Origin of the sequence: Sphingomonas sp. dw_22 (assembly GCF_018449795.1) — a bacterium.
In the GTDB taxonomy this organism is placed as follows: domain Bacteria; phylum Pseudomonadota; class Alphaproteobacteria; order Sphingomonadales; family Sphingomonadaceae; genus Sphingomonas.
In genome coordinates this window covers 21,863-41,575 of sequence record NZ_JAAVVE010000040.1, presented here as the reverse complement: position 1 = coordinate 41,575, position 19,713 = coordinate 21,863, and the positions used below count along the sequence as shown (strand labels likewise).

Annotated in this window: 20 protein-coding genes; 9 read left to right on the top strand and 11 right to left on the bottom strand. The window is 67.1% G+C overall.

Annotated features, from left to right (window positions below; all coding sequences use genetic code 11):
- Window positions 1–210 precede the first annotated feature (210 nt).
- On the top strand, window positions 211–1,587 hold the full coding sequence (locus HB724_RS15895) for a helix-turn-helix transcriptional regulator (protein WP_213981921.1): 1,377 nt from the start codon (window positions 211–213) through the stop codon (window positions 1,585–1,587).
- Between the two features lie 204 nt (window positions 1,588–1,791).
- On the top strand, window positions 1,792–3,027 hold the full coding sequence (locus tag HB724_RS15890; RefSeq protein ID WP_213981920.1) for a DUF418 domain-containing protein: 1,236 nt from the start codon (window positions 1,792–1,794) through the stop codon (window positions 3,025–3,027).
- 18 nt (window positions 3,028–3,045) lie between these two features.
- On the opposite strand, the gene HB724_RS15885 is transcribed toward HB724_RS15890, so the two are convergent.
- From HB724_RS15885 to HB724_RS15875, 3 genes are all read right to left on the bottom strand, one after another.
- A complete protein-coding gene (locus HB724_RS15885) occupies window positions 3,046–3,849 on the bottom strand; it encodes a carotenoid biosynthesis protein (protein ID WP_213981919.1) in 804 nt (267 codons plus the stop codon).
- 114 nt (window positions 3,850–3,963) lie between these two features.
- Complete coding sequence (locus HB724_RS15880) at window positions 3,964–4,110, bottom strand: hypothetical protein (RefSeq protein WP_213981918.1); 147 nt, start codon at window positions 4,108–4,110, stop codon at window positions 3,964–3,966.
- Between the two features lie 17 nt (window positions 4,111–4,127).
- Window positions 4,128–4,349 (bottom strand): hypothetical protein, encoded by a 222-nt coding sequence (locus HB724_RS15875; protein ID WP_213981917.1) that lies wholly within the window; start codon window positions 4,347–4,349, stop codon window positions 4,128–4,130.
- A gap of 263 nt (window positions 4,350–4,612) precedes the next feature.
- Between HB724_RS15875 and HB724_RS15870 the strand changes: the two genes are divergently transcribed.
- Window positions 4,613–6,004 carry an NAD-dependent succinate-semialdehyde dehydrogenase gene (locus HB724_RS15870; RefSeq protein ID WP_213981916.1) on the top strand — a complete coding sequence of 464 codons (1,392 nt, stop codon included), beginning with the start codon at window positions 4,613–4,615 and terminating at the stop codon, window positions 6,002–6,004.
- A gap of 12 nt (window positions 6,005–6,016) precedes the next feature.
- Entirely contained in the window at window positions 6,017–7,048 is a 1,032-nt protein-coding gene (gene adhP / locus HB724_RS15865) for an alcohol dehydrogenase AdhP (protein WP_213981915.1), read from the top strand.
- Window positions 7,049–7,121: 73 nt separating this feature from the next.
- On the opposite strand, the gene HB724_RS15860 is transcribed toward adhP, so the two are convergent.
- Genes HB724_RS15860 through HB724_RS15850 form a run of 3 tightly spaced genes read right to left on the bottom strand, consistent with a single transcriptional unit; the run spans window position 7,122 to window position 8,484 of the window.
- Window positions 7,122–8,072 (bottom strand): aldo/keto reductase, encoded by a 951-nt coding sequence (locus tag HB724_RS15860; protein WP_213981914.1) that lies wholly within the window; start codon window positions 8,070–8,072, stop codon window positions 7,122–7,124.
- Entirely contained in the window at window positions 8,069–8,245 is a 177-nt protein-coding gene (locus HB724_RS15855; protein WP_213981913.1) for a hypothetical protein, read from the bottom strand. The genes HB724_RS15860 and HB724_RS15855 overlap by 4 nt, the downstream gene beginning before the upstream one ends.
- Window positions 8,246–8,247: 2 nt before the next feature.
- Window positions 8,248–8,484 (bottom strand): hypothetical protein, encoded by a 237-nt coding sequence (locus HB724_RS15850; RefSeq protein ID WP_213981912.1) that lies wholly within the window; start codon window positions 8,482–8,484, stop codon window positions 8,248–8,250.
- A 176-nt stretch (window positions 8,485–8,660) separates the two neighbouring features.
- On the opposite strand from HB724_RS15850, the gene HB724_RS15845 reads away from it, so the two are divergent.
- The 4 genes from HB724_RS15845 to metH all read left to right on the top strand — a co-directional run bounded on the left by HB724_RS15845 (window position 8,661) and on the right by metH (window position 14,403).
- On the top strand, window positions 8,661–9,614 hold the full coding sequence (locus HB724_RS15845) for a metalloregulator ArsR/SmtB family transcription factor (protein ID WP_213981911.1): 954 nt from the start codon (window positions 8,661–8,663) through the stop codon (window positions 9,612–9,614).
- Window positions 9,611–10,528 carry a methylenetetrahydrofolate reductase [NAD(P)H] gene (gene metF, locus HB724_RS15840; RefSeq protein WP_213981910.1) on the top strand — a complete coding sequence of 306 codons (918 nt, stop codon included), beginning with the start codon at window positions 9,611–9,613 and terminating at the stop codon, window positions 10,526–10,528. The genes HB724_RS15845 and metF overlap by 4 nt, the downstream gene beginning before the upstream one ends.
- Before the next feature lie 102 nt (window positions 10,529–10,630).
- Window positions 10,631–11,677 carry a homocysteine S-methyltransferase family protein gene (locus HB724_RS15835; RefSeq protein ID WP_213981909.1) on the top strand — a complete coding sequence of 349 codons (1,047 nt, stop codon included), beginning with the start codon at window positions 10,631–10,633 and terminating at the stop codon, window positions 11,675–11,677.
- A 122-nt stretch (window positions 11,678–11,799) separates the two neighbouring features.
- On the top strand, window positions 11,800–14,403 hold the full coding sequence (metH, locus tag HB724_RS15830) for a methionine synthase (RefSeq protein WP_213981908.1): 2,604 nt from the start codon (window positions 11,800–11,802) through the stop codon (window positions 14,401–14,403).
- Window positions 14,404–14,523: 120 nt separating this feature from the next.
- On the opposite strand, the gene HB724_RS15825 is transcribed toward metH, so the two are convergent.
- The 5 genes from HB724_RS15825 to HB724_RS15805 form a co-directional block, all read right to left on the bottom strand.
- Complete coding sequence (locus HB724_RS15825) at window positions 14,524–15,099, bottom strand: hypothetical protein (protein ID WP_213981907.1); 576 nt, start codon at window positions 15,097–15,099, stop codon at window positions 14,524–14,526.
- Window positions 15,093–15,536 (bottom strand): hypothetical protein, encoded by a 444-nt coding sequence (locus HB724_RS15820; protein WP_213981906.1) that lies wholly within the window; start codon window positions 15,534–15,536, stop codon window positions 15,093–15,095. Before HB724_RS15820 ends, HB724_RS15825 begins: the two co-directional genes overlap by 7 nt.
- Before the next feature lie 137 nt (window positions 15,537–15,673).
- Complete coding sequence (locus HB724_RS15815; protein WP_213981925.1) at window positions 15,674–16,852, bottom strand: aminoacetone oxidase family FAD-binding enzyme; 1,179 nt, start codon at window positions 16,850–16,852, stop codon at window positions 15,674–15,676.
- Complete coding sequence (locus HB724_RS15810; RefSeq protein ID WP_213981905.1) at window positions 16,849–17,028, bottom strand: hypothetical protein; 180 nt, start codon at window positions 17,026–17,028, stop codon at window positions 16,849–16,851. Before HB724_RS15810 ends, HB724_RS15815 begins: the two co-directional genes overlap by 4 nt.
- Before the next feature lie 108 nt (window positions 17,029–17,136).
- Complete coding sequence (locus HB724_RS15805) at window positions 17,137–17,856, bottom strand: PEPxxWA-CTERM sorting domain-containing protein (RefSeq protein WP_213981904.1); 720 nt, start codon at window positions 17,854–17,856, stop codon at window positions 17,137–17,139.
- A gap of 256 nt (window positions 17,857–18,112) precedes the next feature.
- Between HB724_RS15805 and HB724_RS15800 the strand changes: the two genes are divergently transcribed.
- On the top strand, window positions 18,113–19,711 hold the full coding sequence (locus HB724_RS15800; RefSeq protein ID WP_256731559.1) for an MFS transporter: 1,599 nt from the start codon (window positions 18,113–18,115) through the stop codon (window positions 19,709–19,711).
- Window positions 19,712–19,713: the final 2 nt, after the last annotated feature.

Sequence of the window (19,713 nt, the reverse complement as noted above, 5' to 3'; positions counted from 1 at the left end):
GGTACGCGTCCCCCGTGCAACACTATTATAGCCCCACCCCCATCGCCCGCGACCTTTGGTCCCCCCCGCAGTTCAGCCGGGGGGGGGGCCACCCCTCAGAGGGCGACCGGGGTGGGGTGGCCGCGGACCACCGCCCTCTCCGTCCGCCGCCCCTCCACCAGCCTGCGGCTGGTCCCCCTCCCCGAGACAAGCTCGGGGAGGACTTAAGGGATGGCCGACCGGAAACTCTTCGCGGGGCATGCCGTGCGCCGGTTGCGGCGGCAGATGGGCTTGACCCAGGCGGCGATGGCCGAGGCGCTGGGGGTTAGCCCAAGCTATCTCAACCTGGTCGAGCGCAACCAGCGGCCGCTCTCGGCCTCGCTGATGCTGCGGCTGGCCGAGACCTATGACTTCGATCCGCGCACGCTGGCGGCGAGCGAGCCGGGCGGCGGGGCGGAGGCCATCAGGCGGCGGCTGGCCGATCCGCTCTTCGCCGATCTGGAGATCGACCGGCACCAGATGGAAGAATGGCTGGCGGGCGCGCCGGGCGGGGCGGAGGCGTTCGCGCGCGCCTATGACCGGCTGGGTGCGGGGGCGGGCGGCGAGGACGGGGCACCCGATCCGGGCAGCCGGGTGCGCCGCGAGATCGAGCGCTGGCGCAACCATTTCGCCGATCTCGACGCGGCGGCCGAGGCGCTGGCCGACGAGCTGCGCATGGCGGGCGACCCCTATGGCGCGATGGCCGAGCGGCTGCGGGTGAAGCACCAGCTGTCGGTGCGCATCCTGCCCGCCGAGGTGATGCCCGATCGCGTGCAGCGGCTCGACCTGCACGCGCGGCAATTGCAGCTTTCGGAGATGCTGCCGGCATCGGCGCGCAGCTTCGCGCTGGCCGGGCAACTGGCCTGGGAGGCGCGGGGCGAGATCGACGGACTGGTGCGCGGGAGCGGGCTCGACCGGACGGGGGAACGGCTCTTCCGGCGGCATCTGGTGGGTTATTTCGCGGCGGCGGTGACGATGCCCTATGCCCGCTTCCTGCGCGCGTGCGAGGCGAGCGGCTATGATGTCGAGCTGCTCCAGCGGCGCTTCGGGGCGAGCTTCGCGCAGGTGGCGCACCGGCTGACGACCTTGCAGCGGGTCGGCGCGCGGGGGCTGCCCTTCTTCCTGGTGCGGGCGGACCGGGCGGGGCAGGTCTCGATCCGCTATGCCGGGGCGAGCGGATCGCCGCTGGCGGAGAGCGCCTCGCTGTGTCCGTTGTGGAACATGTTCGACGCCTTTGCGCGGGCCGACGAGACGGTGACGCAGCTGATCGAGCTGGAGGATGGATCGCGCTGGTTCACGCTGGCGCGCTGCACGCATCCGCATGCCGGGGCGGTGGGCGGGGTGCGACCTCGGTTTGCGATGGCGCTGGGCCTGCCTGCGCAGGATGCGGCGGCGCTGGCGGCGGCGCGCGGCGTGGACCTTGGCGGGAGTGCCGTGCCGGTCGGGCTGGGGTGCCGGGCATGCACGCGGATGGACTGCCCGCAGCGATCGGCGGCGCCGGCGGGGCGCGGGCTGGTGATCGGGGAGCGCGAGCGCGGGGTTACGGCGTTCGGGTTTGCGGGGGATTAGGTCGTATCGGTATTCTGTTGCTTCTTCTCTCCGCCCTGGGGGGTGAGCGGCTGCGCAGCAGCCGCGCGGAGCTGCGCTCCGGCTCGCGACTGGGCCCCGGCCTTTGCCGGGGAGGGGGCTTCAGCATGCGGCGGCGGCTTCCCTCTCCAAAGGACTTTTGCCGGAAACCGATTCGGCATAGCGATCCGGCAAGGGGGAAGAATCATGTCGGATAGTGTCGAGAGCAAAGCGCCGGGCATGGCGCCGGTCGCCGATCGCATTCACGTCATCGACAGCCTGCGCGCGGCGGCGCTGTGCGGCGTGATCCTGTTCAACATCGTGGCGATGGTCGCGGGCTTTCTCAGCCAGGAGCTGCTGGCCAAGGCGAGCCCTGTCGATCTCGGCTTCGCGGCCGTCGACGTCCTGCTGATCCAGGGCAAGGCGCGGTCGTGCTTCGCGCTGCTGTTCGGCGTCGGCTTCGGCATCCTGATGGAGCGCGCCGCATCGCGGGGGCAGGATTTCACGGCCTTCTACCTCCGGCGGATGGCCGTGCTGCTGGCGATCGGCCTGTGCAACCTCAGCTTCCTGTTCTTCGGCGACATCCTGATCCTCTATGCGATCATGGGCATGGTGATGCTGCTGTTCCGCGGCTGGAGCAGCCGGGCGCTGCTGATCGGCGGGCTGGCGCTTATCGTCGCGCCGCCGGTGCTGCAGGGAATCCTGGAGGCGATTGCCGGCGGCCCCTTGCCGAACCTCGCCGGGCTCAGCCCGGCGCAGGCCAATGCGCTGATGCCGGCCAGCATCCACGCCTATCAGGGGAGCGACTATGCCGCCTATGTCGCGGCGAACTGGCGCTATTATCTCGACATGTATTGGGCCCATACGGCCGACGCGCTCGTCTATAATGCCAGCGTGCTGGGGCTGTTCCTGCTCGGGCTGTGGACCGCGCGCAATGGCGTGCTGGCGGATGTCGAGCGCTGGCGGCCCTTCCTTCGCAAGGTCGCATGGTGGTGCCTTCCGATCGGCTTGCTGCTGAGCGTCGTGCAGGGCAGCCGGCACCTGGGCATTCCCGCGCACGGCGTGATGCACGGCGTCGTCACCGCCTCCTATGCCGCGCTGGCGTTCGCCGCGTTCGGCTATATCGCGCTGCTCTGCCTGTTCCTGACCCGCGGCGGCCGCCCTTTGCAGAAAGCGCTGGCGCCGATGGGGCGGATGGCGCTGACGGGCTACCTGACCTCGAACGCGATCGGCTCGTTCGTCTTCTACGGCTGGGGCCTGGGGCGGATGTCCGGCTGGAGCGTCACCGGCATCTGCCTGTTCGGGCTCGCGATCTTCGCCGGGCTCTGCGCGTTCAGCGCGGTGTGGCTGCGGTTCTTCCGCTTCGGGCCGGCCGAGTGGGTGTGGCGGTCGCTCACTTATGGGCGGCTGCAACCGCTCCGGAAGGTGCCGGCGGCGGCCTGAGGGGCCGCCGCCGCGCCTTCATTGCTGCGCCTTGGCCGCGGGCGGCAAGGCGAGCTGCGCCAGGGCGAACAGCGCGGGCACCAGCATCGTGAAGACGGCGATGAGGGTGAGCGGCACCGCCCGGTGCGGCGAGACATAGTCCAGCGCGAAGAGCGTGTAGATCACCACGGGCAGGGCGGCGAACAGGCTGCCGAAGCGATAGGGCGCGCTCTCCCGCCTGCTCAGGGCGCGATCAGCGATGTCGAAGACGAGATAGATGACGAAGGTGTTGAGCACCCAGCCGACATAATTCTGCAGCGGCACGCCGAAATAAGGGCCGCCATCGTGCCATACCCAGGCGCCGCCCCGGATCATCGGGGGGTCCATCACCATGTCCCAGCCCGTCATCGTGAGCGCCGAGAGCAGCGCCAGCGCCACCATGCCGGCGGGCCCGCGCAGGTTGCGGCCGCGCAGCACCGCCTGCGCCACGACCCAGGACGGATAGATCATCATGAACCAGCCGAGCGGGATCAGGATCGGGACGTTGCCCAGCTTGATGCCCAGATCGTCGCTATAATGGTAGCGGCCGAACAGCAGGCCGGTCCGCACGCCGGCCTCCTCGACGAGATAGGAGATGACGACCGTCAGCCCGAAGAACAGCGCCACGCGCCGGCCGCCCAGCGCCACGCAGCCATGGAGCAGCGAGAACAGCGTGAACACGGGTACGAAGCCGGAATTGCCCGGCGAAGGCAGGTCGAGCCAGGGGCTGACGATGCCGGCGAAGAGGAAATAGGCCAGTAGAGCAAAGAACGCCCAGGCCGCCGTCTTGACGATCGATTGCATATGCTCCCCCCGAAGCCGGTCGATTCGGCAGGACAATAAGCAGGAACGGGCCGGCTTGCGAGCGGCAATGCGCCTGGTCAGGAGGGCTTGCCGTCACTGCCTCCCAGAAGCGCTTCAGCGACAGGGATCCCTGAATCCGCTGGTGGGGTCGCGCTCCGGCGCCGTTGCCCGCAGCCGGCGCAGGCGGCGGGCCAGCAGGAAGATCAGCGCCAGCACGGCCAGGCCGAGCAGCATCTGGGCGGCGTTGAGGAAGGTCTGCATCGTCGGGGTCCATCGGATCAGCGCGACAGGATCGAGTGGAGCGGCGCGGTGGCGAGCTCGATGCGGGCGGCGGGGAAGGCGTGGCGCTCGCAATGCGCGAAGTGCAGCGCGGCCTGGCGATTGACGAACAGGCCCTCGATCAGGCCGTGATTCTCCTGGACGACCCAGCGGCCGTCGCGATCGCGACCGACCAGGAGGACGTGATCGATACTGTCGGCACCTGCCGGACAGGGTTGCATCGTGCTGCTCCATTGCCGGCATGATGTCCCCCGGCGCGGGAAGCGGCGCGAGCGCGCCGCCGCCCCCGGATATGGGCGCGTGGCGCATAAAGCTTCCACGGGAAGGTCGGGCCGGGGCGTAAGCGCGGCGTAAAAATCCGCTGTTTCCGGCGCTCTACGTAGCAACCACAATATCGCCGATCCGCGTCCGGAGCGCATTCGAGCGGCGCCAGAGCCGCGCACCTTCCCCAAGCCGGCTCGCCCCTTTTCAGGAGGACGACGAGATGAGTTTCGCGACCACCAATCCCTATACCGGCGAAGTGCTGAAGACCTTTCCCACCGCGACCGACGACGCGGTGCTGGCCGCGATCGGCCGCGCCGATGCGGCGTTCCAGGGCTGGCGGAAGACCGAGTTCGCGACCCGCGCCGCGGTGATGCAGGCGGCGGCCGATATCCTGCGCCGCGACTCGGATTCCTATGCCGAGGTGCTGACGCTGGAGATGGGCAAGCTGATCGGCGAGGCGAAGGCCGAAGTGGAGCTCTCCGCCGCGATCTTCGAATATTATGCGGCCAATGCCGAGCGGCTGCTGATGCCCGAAAAGCTGCCCGTCGCCGATCCCGCCGAGGGCGACGCGGTGCTGGTCTGCGATCCGCTGGGCGTGCTGCTCGCGATCGAGCCGTGGAACTTCCCCTATTACCAGATCGCCCGGATCATCGCGCCGCAGCTTTCGGCCGGCAACACGATGCTGCTCAAGCACGCCTCCAACGTGCCGCAGAGCGCGGCGCGCTTCGAAGCGCTGATGCTGGAGGCGGGGCTGCCCGAGGGCGCGTTCATCAACCTCTATGCCAGCCATGACCAGATCCCGCTGATCCTGAACGATCCGCGCGTCCATGGTGTGGCGCTGACCGGATCGGAGGCGGCGGGCGCCGAAGTGGCGGCGATCGCGGGCAAGGCGCTCAAGAAATCGACGATGGAGTTGGGCGGCGCGGATGCGTTCGTCGTGCTCGCCGATGCCGATCTGGAGAAGACGGTCAAATGGGCGGTGTTCGGCCGGCACTGGAACGGCGGGCAGGTCTGCGTCTCCTCCAAGCGGATGATCGTGGCGGGCGAGATCTATGACTCGTTCCTCGAAAGCTATGCCAGGGGCGTGGCCGAGCTGCGCATGGGCGATCCCTTCGATCCCGAGACGACGCTGGCGCCGCTTTCCTCGCAAAAGGCGGCCGACGACCTGAAGGTGATGATCCAGAAGGCCGTCGAGCATGGCGCGACCGCGACGCCGGTGGGACCGGATGCGCCCAACCAGGGCGCGTTCGTCCAGCCGGTGATCCTGACCGATGTCGGCGAGGACAATCCGGCGCGCTACTGGGAGTTCTTCGGGCCGGTATCGATGCTGTTCCGCGCGAAGGACGAGGCCGATGCGATCCGCATCGCCAATGATTCGCCGTTCGGGCTGGGCGGATCGGTGTTCACTTCCGATCCGAAGCATGGCGCGGAAGTGGCGCGGAACATCTCCACCGGCATGGTGTTCGTCAATCACCCGACGATGGTGAAGGCGGACCTGCCCTTCGGCGGGGTGCGGCGATCCGGCTATGGGCGCGAGCTGCTCGATCTTGGGATCAAGGAATTCGTCAACCACAAGTTGATCGACGTGGTCGATATCGACGCGGCGTTCTGAGGAGGAAGCATCATGCAGAAGACCATGAAGGCCGCCGTCGTCCGCGAATTCGGCAAGCCGCTCGTCATCGAGGAAGTGCAGGTGCCCGAAGTCGGCCCCGGCACGATCCTGGTGAAGATCGCCGCGACCGGCGTGTGCCACACCGATCTCCACGCCGCCGAGGGCGACTGGCCGGTCAAGCCCAAGCCGCCCTTCATCCCGGGGCATGAGGGCGTCGGCCATGTCGTCGCGGTGGGCCAGGGGGTGACCCATGTGAAGGAGGGCGACCGCGTCGGCGTGCCGTGGCTCTACACCGCGTGCGGGCATTGCGTGCATTGCCTGGGCGGGTGGGAGACGCTGTGCGAGCTCCAGCAGAACACCGGCTATTCGGTGAACGGCAGCTTCGCCGAATATGTGCTCGCCGATCCCAATTATGTCGGGCACCTGCCGGACAATCTCGGCTTCGTCGAGGTGGCGCCGGTGCTGTGCGCGGGGGTGACGGTCTATAAGGGGCTGAAGGTCACCGACACCAAGCCGGGCGACTGGGTGGCGATCTCGGGCATCGGCGGGCTGGGGCACATGGCCGTGCAATATGCCAAGGCGATGGGGCTGAACGTGGTCGCGGTCGATATCGACGATGCCAAGCTGGAGCTGGCCCGGAAGTTGGGTGCATCGCTCACCGTCAATGCGCTGAACGCCGATCCCGCCGCCTTCATCAAGAAGGAGATCGGCGGGGCGCAGGGCGTGCTGGTCACTGCCGTCTCGCCCAAGGCGTTCCAGCAGGCGATGGGCATGGTTCGGCGCGGCGGCACCGTGTCGCTGAACGGGCTGCCGCCGGGGGATTTCCCGCTGTCGATCTTCGATACGGTGCTGAACGGCGTGACGGTGCGCGGGTCGATCGTGGGGACGCGGCTCGATCTTCAGGAAGCGCTGGACTTCGCCGCGCATGGGCAGGTCCATGCGACGGTGGCGACCGACAGCCTCGACAATATCAACGCGGTGTTCGCCAAGATGCACAAGGGCGAGATCGAAGGGCGGATCGTGCTCGATTTCGAGAACGCCTGAACGGACGACTCTCAGTTTGTTAAATCCCTTCCCCGGCGAAGGCCGGGGAAGATAAAGGGGTGGGCGCCTCTGGTCAGGCGCCCGCGTCGGTCAGCAATGCGAGCTGTTCGGGGCTCAGTTTCACGTCCCATGCGCCCACCAGTTCGTCGAGCTGCTCGACGCTGGTCGCGCTGGCGATGGGGGCGGTGACGCCGGGCTGGGCGGCGAGCCAGGCCAGCGCGATCTGCGCGAGGGTGGCGCCGGTCTCCGCCGCGACCTGGTCCATCGCCGCCAGCACGGCCTTGCCCTTGCCTTCGAGGAACGCCGCCATGCGGCCGCCGCGGACGCTCTTTCCGTAATCTGCCTCGGTTCGATACTTGCCGGTGAGGAAGCCCGAGGCGAGGCCGTAATAGGGGATCACGCCGACATTGTGGGTGATGCAGAGATCCTGCAGCTCGCCCTCGAACTTGTGGCGGCTCACCAGATTATATTCGGGCTGGAGCACGCGGATATGCGGCAGGCCGGTGTCCGCGGCGATGTCGAGCGCGGATTTCAGGCGGGCGGCGTGGAAGTTCGAGGCGCCCAGCGCGCGGATCTTGCCGGCCTTGATGAGCGTGGCGAAGGCCGCGAGATACTCCTCCTGCGGCACCGACTCGTCGTCCTGGTGCGCGAAATAGAGGTCGATCGTGTCGACGCCGAGCCGGGCCAGCGAGGCTTCGGCGGCGGCGGCGATGCGGGTGGGGGCGAGCTTCTCGCCGCCCTCGCCGGGGAGCATGCCGACCTTGGTGGCGATCAGCACCTTGTCGCGCTTGCCGGACTGCTCGAGCCATTCGCCGATGATCGTCTCCGATTCGCCGCCCTTGTTGCCCGGAACCCAGGCCGAATAGGCATCGGCGGTGTCGATCATCACGCCGCCGGCCTCGGCGAAGCGATCGAGGATGCGGAAGCTTTCGCCCTTGTCGATTGTCCAGCCGAAGACGTTGCCGCCCAGCACGAGCGGCGGCGTGGCGAGGCCGGAGGCGCCGAGTTCGCGGGATTCGGTCATTGCGGGCTCTCCGTTGTGTTGGCGGTGATGGTGTTGATGTCGGTCGCGCGCGCGGCTTCGTCCAGCCGCTGCGCCTCGGCGGGCGTCAGGCCGTGCGGATCGGCGGCGTCGTCATCGGCCCGGCCGCAGGCGGCGAGCGCGAGCGGCAGGAGGAGCGCGCTGCGCATCGGCATGGTCAGTCCGTGATCTCGTTGCCGTCGGCTTCGCTCGCATTGCCGGCATAGGCGTTCTCGGCATCGTCGAAGGCGGCGGCCTGGGCGGCGTTCACGTCGCTGACCGCTTCGCCCATCGTGTTGCTGTCGCCAGCCATCGCCTCGTTCGCCTCGGCGGCTTCGTTCTTCGCCTTCTGCCCGCAGGCGGCGAGGCCGGTGAGGGCGAGGGCGGCGACGGGGAGGAGCAGGGCCTTGCGCATGGGTTTCCTTTCGGGGATTTGGCTTGGGCCATGGGTTAGCGCGGCGGCGGGGCGTGGCGCAACCGGCGCCGAGAGCATAACCCGTCACCCCGGTCGAAGTGCCGGGGTGACGAACGAGGGAGTCGGCAACGTGCGTTGACCTGATATAAAGATATCTTTATATCTATATCTCGACCATGAAATCGGCTCTCATCATCTTCCGCGCCCTGGCGGATTCGACGCGGCTGCGCATCCTTGCGCTGCTCCGCTCGATGGAGCTGAGCGTCGGCGAGCTGGCGCAGGTGCTGGGGCAGAGCCAGCCGCGGGTGAGCCGGCATGTGAAGATATTGTGCGATGCGGGCCTTGCCGAGCGGCGCAAGGAAGGTAGCTGGGTGTTCGTCGCGCTGGGCGGGCCGGGGATCGTGGCGCCGGTATTCGCGGCGCTCGATCGCTGGACCGAGGCCGATCACTGGGCGGTGGCCGATGAGGCGCGGCTGGCGGCGGTGCGCGCCGACCGGGCGAGCGCGGCGGCCGAATGGTTCGAGGCGAATGCCGGGCAATGGGATGCGATCCGGTCGCTCCATGTCGCCGACAGCGAAGTCGAGGCGGCGATGGCCGAGGCGTTGGGGGAGGGGCCGCTCGGCTGCCTGATCGATATCGGCACGGGCACCGGGCGGATGCTCGAGCTGTTCGCGCCCCAGGCCGAGCATGCGCTGGGCATCGATCGCTCGTCGGAGATGCTGCGGCTGGCGCGCGCCAAGCTCACCGAGCGGGGGCTGGCCAATGCCGAGCTGCGCCAGGCCGATCTTTATGCGCTGCCGCTCCAGGACGGCGGAGCGGACGCCGCTATATTGCACCATGTGCTCCATTTCGCGCAGCAGCCGGGCGCGGCGATCCGCGAGGCGGGGCGGGTGCTCTCGGCCGGCGGGCGGCTGCTGATCGTCGATTTCGCGCCGCACGAGCGCGAGGAGCTGCGCGCCCGCGATGCGCACACCCGGCTGGGCTTTTCCGACGAGCAGATGCTCGGCTGGTTCGAAGGCGCGGGACTCGCGCCGGTGAAGATCGAGACGCTCGAGGGCGGCGAACTGACGGTGAAATTGTGGCTGGGTCGCAAGACCGGCGCGCTTGTGGAGAAAGTGAAGGCGGCATGAGTATCGTGGATCCCCTGGGCGCGCCTTTGTTCGCCGATGTCGCCGGCGATGTGGACGTGAGCTTCGAATTCTTCCCGCCCAAGACCGAGAAGATGGAGGAGACGCTGTGGGAGTCGATCCAGACGCTCTCGCCGCTGGGGCCGCGCTTCGTGAGCGTGACCTATGGCGCGGGCGGGACGACGCGCGAGCGCACCCATGCCACGGTGGCGCGGATCGCGCGCGAGACTTCCATACCCGCCGCCGCGCACCTGACCTGCGTGGAGGCGACGCGCGAGGAGATCGACCAGGTCGCCGAGGAATATTGGGCGGCGGGGGTGCGGCATATCGTCGCGCTGCGCGGGGATCCGCCGCGGGCGGGGGAGAAGTTCCGGTCGCATCCCGGCGGGTATGAGAATGCCGCGGCGCTGGTGGCGGGGCTGAAGAAGCTCCACCCGTTCGAGATCTCGGTCGCGGCCTATCCCGAATGCCATCCGGATTCGCCGGATGCCGTTGCCGATCTCGACAATCTCAAGCGCAAGATCGATGCCGGGGCGACGCGGGCGATCACGCAGTTCTTCTTCACGCCGGAGACCTTCTTCCGCTTCCGCGACGATGCGGCGGCGGCGGGGATCACCGCGGAAATCGTGCCGGGGATCATGCCGGTGATGAACTATGCCAGCGTCGTGCGGATGTCAGCGATGTGCGGGACCGAGGTTCCGGCGTGGATGGGGCGGCTGTTCGAGGGGCTGGACGAGCATCCGGCGGCGCGCCAGCTGGTGGCGGCGACGCTGGCGGCCGAGCTTGCCCGGAAGCTCTATGCGGGCGGGGTGCGGCAGTTCCACTTCTACACGCTGAACCGGGCCGAGCTTAGCTATGCGATCTGCCATCTGCTGGGGCTTAGGCCAAAGGTGGGGGCGGAATTGGTGGTGGCTTGAGGCCAACTAAGGGTGGGGAGTCACGGGCGTCGGTCTCGGTGAGACACGGCCCCACCCCTTCCCCCTCCCCTGAAGGGGAGGGGCTTATTTAGGAAGTTGACGATGACTGCACGCGAGAAACTGCTGGCCGAGGCCGCCAAGCGCATCCTGATTACCGACGGCGCCTTCGGCACCGAGATCCAGAACTGGAAGCTGAACGAGGCGGCCTATGCCGGCGATCTCGGGCTGGGGCATGACCAGAAGGGCAATAACGACATCCTCGCGCTGACCATGCCCGAGGTGCCGGCCTCGATCCACCGGGCCTATTTCGAGGCGGGGGCGGACATCGCCGAGACCAATACCTTCTCGGCCAACCGGATCAGCCAGGCCGATTACGGGGCCGAGCATCTGGTGCGCGAGATCAATGTCGAGAGCGCGAAGCTGGCGCGTTCGATCGCCGATGAGTTCGAGGCGAAGGACGGGCGGCCGCGCTTCGTGGCGGGGGCGCTGGGGCCGACCAACAAGACCTTGTCGCTCTCGCCCGACGTCAACGATCCCGGCTATCGCGAGATCGACTTCGATTACCTCAAGGACGTGTATCGCGAGCAGATCGACGCGCTGGTCGAGGGCGGGGTGGACTTCATCCTGATCGAGACGGTGTTCGACACGCTCAATGCCAAGGCGGGGATCATGGCGGCGATCGAGGCGGCGAACGACCTGGGCCGCGACCTGCCGATCATGCTGTCGATGACGCTGACCGATCTTTCGGGGCGGAATCTGTCGGGGCATACGGTCGAGGCGTTCTGGCATGCGGTGCGGCATGCGAAGCCGGTGACGATCGGGCTCAACTGCTCGTTCGGGGCGGAGCAGCTTCGGCCGCATGTGAAGACGCTGAGCGCGCTCGCCGATACGCTCATCATGGTCTATCCGAACGCGGGGCTGCCCAACGAGCTGGGCGCCTATGACGAAATGCCGGCGACGACCGCCGGGCTGGTCAAGGAATGGGCCGATCAGGGGCAGGTCAATGTGCTCGGCGGCTGCTGCGGCTCGACCCCGGCGCATATCGCGGCGATCGCGCAGGCAGTGACGGGGCTGGAGCCGCGCAGGATCGCGGTGCCGGAAGTGCGGACGCGGCTGGCGGGGCTGGAGCCGTTCACGATGGCGGCTTGACGCACGAATAGCCCTCTCCCCCTCGGGGAGAGGGTTGGGAGAGGGGCAGAGCGGCGCCCTCTCCTTCAGGCCCCTCTCCCCGGCCCTCTCCCCGATGGGAGAGGGAGAAGAAGAAAAGAAACATGACCACCACCCCCTCCTCCACCAATTTCGTCAATATCGGCGAGCGGACCAACGTCACCGGTTCGGCGGCGTTCAAGAAGCTCATCATGGCGGGCGACTATACCCGCGCCGTCGAGGTCGCGCGGCAGCAGGTCGAGAACGGCGCGCAGGTGGTCGACGTCAACATGGACGAAGGGCTGCTCGACGCGGTCGAGGCGATGACGACCTTCCTCAAGCTAATCGCCGCCGAGCCCGATATCGCCCGCGTGCCGGTGATGATCGATTCGTCCAAGTGGAGCGTGATCGAGGCGGGGCTGAAATGCGTCTCGGGCAAGCCGATCGTCAATTCGATCAGCATGAAGGAAGGCGTCGACCAGTTCCTGGAGCATGCGCGCAAGTGCATGGCTTACGGCGCCGCGGTGGTGGTGATGGCGTTCGACGAGACCGGCCAGGCCGACACCAAGGCCCGCAAGATCGAGATCTGCGAGCGCGCCTATAAACTGCTGACGGGGATCGGCTTTCCGCCCGAGGACATCATCTTCGATCCGAACGTGTTCGCGGTGGCGACGGGGATCGAGGAGCATAACAACTATGCCGTCGACTTCATCGAGGCGACGCGCGAGATCAAGGCGCGCTGCCCGCATGTCCATATCTCGGGCGGGCTGTCGAACCTGAGCTTCTCGTTCCGGGGCAACGAGGTCGTCCGCAAGGCGATGCACTCGGTGTTCCTGTATTATGCGATCCCCGCGGGCATGGACATGGCGATCGTCAATGCCGGCCAGCTCGACATCTATGACCAGATCGAGCCCGAGCTGCGCACCGCCTGCGAGGACGTGATCCTCAACCGCGATCCCGAGGCGGGCGACCGGCTGGTGGCGCTGGCCGAGAAGTTCCGCGGCACCGACGCGGTGGCCGAGAAGCAGGCGGCCGAATGGCGCGGCTGGCCGGTCGCCAAGCGGCTGGAGCATGCGCTGGTCAAGGGCATCGACGCGCATGTCGTCGAGGATACCGAGGAATGCCGCCTCGCCTTCCCGCGCCCGATCGAAGTGATCGAAGGGCCGCTGATGGACGGGATGAACGTGGTCGGCGACCTGTTCGGTTCGGGCAAGATGTTCCTGCCGCAGGTGGTGAAATCGGCGCGGGTGATGAAGAAGGCCGTCGCGCACCTGCTCCCCTATATCGAAGCCGCCAAGGAAGAGGGCGCCAAGGGCAAGGGCAAGATCATCATGGCGACCGTGAAGGGCGACGTGCATGACATCGGCAAGAACATCGTCGGCGTGGTGCTCCAGTGCAACGGCTTCGACGTGGTCGATCTGGGGGTGATGGTGCCCTGGTCGAAGATCCTCGAGGCCGCGAACGAGAACGATGCCGACATGATCGGGCTGTCGGGCCTCATCACCCCGAGCCTGGACGAGATGGTGACGGTGGCCGAGGAGATGCAGCGCTCGGGCATGACGATGCCGCTGCTGATCGGCGGGGCGACGACTTCGCGGGTGCATACCGCGCTGCGGATCGAGCCGGCGTACAAGGGGCCGGTGGTGCATGTGCTCGACGCCAGCCGCGCGGTGGGCGTGGCGACGACGCTGGTGAGCGAGACGATCCGCGACGATTATGTCGCGAAGATCGCCGAGGAATATGAGCAGGTCCGCGTCGCGCGCGCCGGGCGCGGGCAGAGCGAGCTGCTGCCGCTCGAAAAGGCGCGTGACAATGCGTTCGAGGCCGACATGAGCCTGAAGCCGGGCAAGCCGCGCCTGCCGGGGGTGCATGAGTTCCTCGACTGGGATCTGAAGGATCTGCGGACCTATATCGACTGGACGCCCTTCTTCCGCGCCTGGGAACTGGCGGGCAATTATCCCGCGATCCTGGAGGATGCGGTGGTGGGCGAGAGCGCGCGATCGCTGTTCGCCGATGCGCAGAAGATGCTCGACAGGCTGATCGAGGAGAAATGGCTGACCGCGCGCGGCGTGGTGGGGCTGTGGCCGTGCCGGCGCGAGGGCGACGACATCATCGTCCATGTCGAGGACGAGGAGCATGTCCGCCTGCCGATGCTCCGCCAGCAGATCGCCAAGCGGGAAGGCCGGGCGAACATGTGCTTGGCCGACTTCATCGATCATGACGGCGACTGGATCGGCGGCTTCGCGGTTTCGATCCATGGCATCGAGCCGCACCTGGCGCGCTTCAAGGCGGCGATCGACGATTATTCGGATATCCTGCTCAAGGCGCTGGCGGACCGGCTGGCGGAGGCGATGGCGGAGCGGCTGCACCAATATACCCGCACGGCGCTATGGGGCTATGCCGAGGGCGAGCAGCTCGACAATGTCGCGCTCATCAAGGAGCAATATCGCGGCATCCGCCCGGCACCGGGCTATCCGGCCTGCCCCGAGCACAGCCTGAAGCCGATCCTGTTCAAGATGCTCGACGCGCATCACCGCACGGGGATCTCGCTGACCGAGAGCTTCGCGATGCTGCCGACGGCGGCGGTGTCGGGCTTTTATTTCGGGCACCCGCAGGCGGAGTATTTCGGCGTGGCGCGGATCGGGCAGGACCAGGTCGAGGATTACGCCCAGCGACGTGGGATCAGCCTGGAACTGGCCAAGCGCTATCTGCGGCCGAATCTGGACTGAGGGCGCGGGCGCCGCGCCCTGCCGGGCATCGGACGCTCCGCCGAATGGGTGCCCCGTGCCGGCCGGGCACGTTGCTGACGGCGGTCGCGGTGCTCGCTTGATCCGCCTGACCAGACGGCTTCACAAGGCTTCAAGCTCGCGCTGAAAAGCCGCCAGCTCCTGCCGCATATTCTCTATTTGAAGCTTCGTTTCATCGTAGACGGTCGTATTGCAGGCCGCATAATTATCGATCTCCCTCAGGTAATCGGGATCGCCAACGACAAGGATGCCCGCAGCTTTGGCGTGTTCGCACATCCTGTTGAAATTCTGGCTGACGGGCTGCTTGAAGAATTGGCGCATGTCGTCGCGAAGCTGATGGAGGCGATCGATCTGATCCCTATCGCATTTCGTCTTCCCGATGCCCGTTTTGGAATTGTTGTAAGCGACCTGGATCCGCACCATGTCGTCCAGACGGCGCTCATGCTTCGCGATCTTCTGCTCGACCCTCCGATAGGCTGTTTCCGACCGAGTATGGTCGAGCTGCTCGCGTGTTAGATAGTAAAGCAGCACTGCTACGATCACCTGACCAAGCGCACCGGCACCCGCGATGGCGGCATTGCCTGGATCCGCGCTATAGCAAACAGCGATCGAGATCGCGGCCACTCCAAATATAAGGCACGCTCCGACGGCATGAATCGGCTTGATCCGCGTCACCATTCCACCTCGTTGATAAGCAATGGGAAATCCCGCTCGATCTTGTTGATGCGGGCGATGAACAGCTCCTGGCAGTCTGGCGTAAACTCGCGACAGGAGACTTCATCGTGAATCGAATCCCAGATGAATCTAGCCAGCGGGCTATGTTTCAAATGTAGCCTGCGCTCCAATGCGTGGAGCGGCTCTCCGCTCGGATTGGTGGTGATCCGCCATAGAATCCAGTCTTTGACATGGGCGTATCCATCTCGATCGACCGCCCATCTTCCACGCGAAGCTTCGCTGTCTTCACCGCAATGATTGCGATGCCGATCGTATATATCGACGGATCGTCCGATCTTTACGATGGTGTGCTCCATGCTCGTAAAGCGCTTCCGGTAGGCTTTCGCCAAAGTCGGTGACCAACAAACATAGCAGCCCTCGACATCCGCCTCGTATCCCACATGGCTCTCCCGCCTGCTTGCCGGGCAGGGGTATCCACGGCTTTGCTAAATAGAGGGTGAACTGTGGTCCGAAACTAACTGATCCCCAACGAGAAACCTTGCCCTAGTCGAAAGGGATCGCGTGCGCGACCTATCGGCTACAGCGCCTGCCCGGCCGCCCAGGCGCTGGCCCAGGCCCATTGGAAGTTGTAGCCGCCGAGCCAGCCGGTGACGTCGACCGCCTCGCCGATCGCGTGGAGGCCGGGGGCCTTGCGTGCCTCCATCGTCTGCGAGGAGAGTTCGGCGGTGCTGATGCCGCCGATCGTGACTTCGGCCTTGGCGAAGCCTTCGGTGCCGCTGGGCTCGAAGCGCCAGTCGGCGAGGCGGCGTTCAGCCTCGGTAAGCGCGGCGTCGCGGGTGTTGGCGAGTTCGGCGGGGAGGGCGAGGCGTTCGGCCAGCGCTTCGGCGAGGCGATCGGGCAGGTCGCGGGCGAGCAGGCGGCGGAGCGTCGCGCGGGGCTCGGCGCGCTTGGCGGCGGCGAGCCAGCCTGCGGGATGGCCGGGCAGGAAGTCGATGCCGATGCCCTCCCCGTGGCGCCAATAGGAGGAGATCTGGAGGATCGCCGGGCCGGACAGGCCGCGATGGGTGAACAGCGCCGCCTCGGCGAACGCGGCCTTGCCGGCGCGGGCGAGGACGGGCGCGGCGACGCCGGAAAGCTCGCGGAACAGCGCTTCGTCGGGGCCTAATGTCAGCGGCACAAGCGCGGGGCGGGGCTCGACCACCTTGAGGCCGAACTGGCGGGCGAGATCATAGGCGAAGCCGGTCGCGCCGAGCTTGGGGATCGAGGGGCCGCCGGTGGCGATGACGAGCGCCGGCGCACTGGTCTCGCCTTGGCTGGTGGTCACGCGATATCGGCCGTCGGCATGGTCGATCGCGGCGATGCTCCGGCCGAGGGCGAGCTCGACCTGGCCCTTCGCGCATTCGTCGAGCAGCATGTCGACGATCTGGCGGGCCGAGCCGTCGCAGAAGAGCTGGCCCAAGGTCTTTTCGTGCCAGGCGATGCCGTGGCGCTCGACCAGGGCCAGGAAATCCTGCGCGGTGTAGCGGCTGAGCGCGGACTTGGCGAAATGCGGATTGGCCGAGAGATAGCGATCGGGCGCGGTGCCGATATTGGTGAAGTTGCACCGGCCGCCGCCCGAGATCAGGATCTTGCGCCCCGGCACGTCGCCATGCTCGACCAGCAGCACGCGGCGGCCGCGCTGCCCGGCGACGGCGGCGCACATCATGCCTGCGGCGCCCGCGCCGAGCACGATCGCGTCGTAGCGGGACAAGATCAGTGCAGCTTGGCGATCGAGAGGCCGTCGGCCTTGGCGCGTTCCTTGACCGATTCCTCGCTGCGGGTGAGCGCCTTGGCGATCGCCTTCAGCGGCATGCCCTTCTTGGCGAGCGTATGCAGCTTCTGCACCTCGTCCGTGCGCCAGGGCTGGCGGTGGCGTTCGAAACGTTCGGCCATGATCGTTGCTCCTCGGCGGGGAGCCTTAGGCCGCGCCGAGTGCGCCGTCGAGGCGGCACAAAAAGGGGCGCGGCAAAAGGGGGTGCCGCGCCCGTGAGAGTCCGTCGATCAGGCGAGCGCGAGCTTCGAGCGGCGGCGCCGGATCGCCGCGCCGGCCAGGCCGAAGCCGCCGATCATCATCGCCCAGCTCGCCGGCTCGGGGACGGCGGTGACCTTGAAACTGTCGAGGCCCCAGCTTTCGTCGGTGCCGCCCTGCCAGCCGGAGCCGGCCGCGCGAAAGGCAATCGTCAGCGACGAGCCGGTATGCGCGAAGGTCGCCCAGGGCGAGCCGGTGAAATCGATCAGCGTGTCGCTATAGGCCAGGTTGCTGTCGGTCTGATCGTGGAACGCGATGATGTTGCCGCCGGCGGCAGCGGTGTTGGTGCCGCTGGCATTGTTCGCGGTGAAGCGGGCGGCGAGCGTGCCGTCGATCAGTATTTCGAGGAAATCGGGCGTGTAGGGGCCGCCATTGCTCGAATCCCAGCTCTGGAGGAAGCCGAGCACGCCGCCGAGCGAGATGCCGCTATGCGCGCCGAGGCCGGAGAAGCTGAATTCGGTGACGGTGATCGGCGAGATGCTGGCATTCTGCAGGAAGGTGCCGTCCCAGCCCGCGGCGTTCCAGCTTCCGCTCAGCGCGGTGCCGGTGCCCGACGCATTGGCACTGGTGACGGTGACGCCGGATCCGGTGACGACATTGCCGTCGAAATCGTTGCTGTAGATGGTCTGGGCCTGAGCGCCCCCGGCGGCAAGGGCTCCGACAAGCGCAGCCGCGACGAGATAGTTCTTCATCGTCATTTCCCCTCTACTCGATACGCGCACATGATGATGATCGGGGGCCAGCCCTGGCTGCGCCCGGGACAGTAAACGTACGATTAACCAAGTTTCTCCCGAGTTCCGCATCGGCTCGCCGCCGATTTCGGGCAGGTCATGGCCAATGTCCATTCCGAAGGGCGGGCGCGGAGCGCTGCGCTCCGCGCGATCACGGCCGTTGCCGGTATCGAGCGCGGACCCTAAGCTGCGGGCAAATCCAATGGGGAGGATCAAGATGGCGATCGCGGAAGGGGCGCCGCAGGCCGAGCCCAGCGCGAAGGAGATGCGGCTGGTGATCGCCGCATCCTCGCTGGGCACCATATTCGAATGGTACGACTTCTTCATCTGGGGCACGCTGACCGCGACCGGCATCCTCAGCCGCACCTTCTTCCCCGCCGGCGACACCGTGCTGGGCACGCTGATGGCCTGGGCGACCTTTGCCGTGGGCTTCGGCTTCCGGCCGCTGGGCGCGATCCTGTTCGGCTATCTGGGTGACAGGCTGGGGCGCAAATACACGTTCCTCGTCACGATCACGGTGATGGGGCTGGCGACCGCGGGGATCGGCCTGATCCCCGGCTATGCCGCGATCGGGGCGCTGGCGCCGATCCTCATCATCCTGCTGCGCATCGCCCAGGGGCTGGCGCTGGGCGGCGAATATGGCGGCGCGGCGATCTATGTCGCCGAGCATTCGGGCAAGGGGCGCGCGGGCTTCCACACCAGCTTCATCCAGGCGAGCGTGGTCGGCGGATTCATCCTGAGCCTGATCGTGGTGCTGGCGTTCAAGTTCGCCTTTGCCGCGAGCTGGGATGCCTGGGGCTGGCGCGCGCCGTTCCTCTTCTCGATCGTGCTGCTGGCGGTGTCGCTGTGGATGCGATTGAAGCTCTCCGAAAGCCCGGTGTTCAAGGCGATCAGGGAAGCGGGCGAGACCTCGAAGAACCCGTTCGTCGAGAGCTTCACCTATCCCGGCAACGGCAAGCGGCTGTTCGTCGCGCTGTTCGGCATCGCCGCCGGGCTGACGGTGATCTGGTACACCTCGATGTTCTCGGTCCTCTCGTTCCTGTCCGGCCCGATGCGGGTGGATGCGACCGCTGCGCAGCTCATCTGTGGGGGAGCCTCGCTGATCGGCGTGGTCTTCTACCTCTATTTCGGCAGCCTTTCCGATCGGGTGGGACGCAAGAAGCCGATCGTGATCGGCTATGCGCTGACCCTGCTGCTGCTCTTCCCGCTGTTCTGGCTGATCGGCGGCGCGGCCAATCCGGGGCTGGCGGCGGCGGCCAAGCGCGCGCCGGTGATCGTCTCCGGCCCCCATTGCGCCTATGATCCGTTCGCGGCGAAACAGGCCGACGCGTGCGGCCGGCTGCTCGACTATTTCTCGAAGAAGGGCGTGGCGTACAAGACGGCGGAGGCGTCCGACCTCGACGTGACGATCGGCGGGCAATTGGTGGGCGACACGCGCGCCGAGGCGCTCGACGCGGCGCTCAAGACGGCGGGGTACGACCTTGCCAAGGTGGTGCCGCCGGCGGGCAATATCGCAGTGATCGTGCTGGGTATCCTGGGGCTGATGGCGCTTTCGGGCGCGACCTATGGGCCGGTTGCGGCCTTGCTCAGCGAGATGTTCCCCAGCCGTATCCGCTATTCGTCGATGTCGATCCCCTATCATTTCGGCACGGGCTATTTCGGCGGATTCCTGCCGCTCATCAGCCAGTATATCGTCGCCAAGACCGGCGATCCCTATGCCGGGCTGTGGTACACGATCGCGGTGGTGGCGATGGCGCTGGTGGTGACGGCCTGGGGATTGAAGGAGACGGTGGCGCCGGGGCCGCTGCGCCGCTAACC